General features: G+C 68.2%; 2 protein-coding genes. Both read left to right on the top strand.

Annotated features, from left to right (window positions below; all coding sequences use genetic code 11):
* Positions 1 to 104 precede the first annotated feature (104 nt).
* The gene (locus AB0P07_RS36720) at positions 105 to 953 is read left to right on the top strand and encodes an IS5 family transposase (RefSeq protein WP_365558763.1); all 849 of its coding nucleotides are present in this window, start codon (positions 105 to 107) and stop codon (positions 951 to 953) included.
* Complete coding sequence (locus AB0P07_RS36715) at positions 950 to 1,348, top strand: hypothetical protein (protein WP_365558761.1); 399 nt, start codon at positions 950 to 952, stop codon at positions 1,346 to 1,348. The genes AB0P07_RS36720 and AB0P07_RS36715 overlap by 4 nt, the downstream gene beginning before the upstream one ends.
* The last annotated feature ends 75 nt before the right edge of the window (positions 1,349 to 1,423 follow it).

Here is a 1,423-nt window from a genome sequence, read left to right as displayed (position 1 = left end):
AGAGGGCGGTTCGTGAGGCTTTGACGGGTTCTGTCGTCGCCTGATGGTGTGGGTGTGGGGCGGAATCCGCCAGTCCGTAGCGGCTCGTCTGCTGGTGTGATGATGTGAGCGAACGCAAGCCGTACCCCAGCGACTTATCGGACGAGCAGTGGTCCTTGATCGAGCCGGTGATCACCGCATGGAAGGACCGGCACCGCTCGGTCAGCGGCCACCAGGGCGCCTACGAGATGCGGGAGATCGTCAACGCGATCCTCTACCAGGGCCGGACCGGCTGCCAGTGGGCCTACCTCCCACACGACCTGCCGCCCAAGAGCGCGACGTACTACTACTTCGCCGCCTGGCGGGACGACGGGAGCGACCAGGTCATCCACGAACTCCTGCGCTGCCAGGTCCGTGAGCGGGCCCGCCGATTAGAGGACCCGAGCCTGGTGGTGCTGGACACCCAGAGTGTCCACGCGGCCGCCGGGGTCCCCGCCTCCACGACCGGCCGGGACCCGGCGAAGAAGGTGCCGGGTCGAAAGAGGGGACTGGCCGTGGACGTGCTGGGCCTGGTCATCGCCGTCACTGTCCTGGCCGCGAACACCCACGACAACGCAGCCGGCATCGCCCTGCTGGACCAGGTCACCGTGCACACCGGCGGCACCGTCGAGAAGGCCCTGGTCGACCAGGGCTTCAAGAACGCCGTGATCGCCCACGGCACCGCGCTCGGTATCGACGTGGAGATCGTCGAACGCAACCCGCAGGACATCGGGTTCGTCCCGCAGCCGAAGCGGTGGAGAGTCGAGCAGACCTACGGGATCCTGATACTGCACCGGCGCCTGGTCCGCGACTACGAGCACCGCCCGGCCTCCTCCGCCTCGCGCGTCTACTGGGCGATGACCCACGTCATGGCCCGCCGCCTCACCGGCACGAACACCCCCACCTGGCGCGACCCGCAGGCGGTGGCAGCGTGAACGTCGAACCCCTCCTCGATGCGCTCGGCCTTCAGGAGGACGCCGCCCGGACCATGGCCGACGACCTCCGCACCCAGATCGAAGAACTGCACGGCCGGCTGCGGGAGGCAGAAACTCACCTCGAACACCTCGCGATCACGCGGAAGACCGTCACCGCTCTCGCCGACCGGCTCCCGGCCGTTCCACCGGCCCTGCCCGAGCACCCGGACTACCCCCGCATCCTCGGTGTCTTCAACGATGCGACCGGACCGCTACGGGCCCGGGACGTCTGCGAAGCCCTCGATCACGAACTGCTGCCGAAGAACATCGAGGGCACCCGCGCCAAGCTGAAACGCCTGGTCAAGCTCGGCATCCTCACCGAGATCGACACGGGCAGCTTCGCCAGGACGCAATAGCCGGCCGATCCCCGCGACCGGCAGTCCTGCCCCAACCTCACCGGGAAACGGACATCAGATCACGAACCGCCCTCT

This window comes from Streptomyces sp. NPDC085944 (assembly GCF_040686295.1).
Lineage (GTDB): Bacteria > Actinomycetota > Actinomycetes > Streptomycetales > Streptomycetaceae > Streptomyces > Streptomyces salinarius.
The sequence above is the reverse complement of the archived record's forward strand: the minus strand, read 5'-3'. Positions and strand labels throughout refer to the sequence as shown.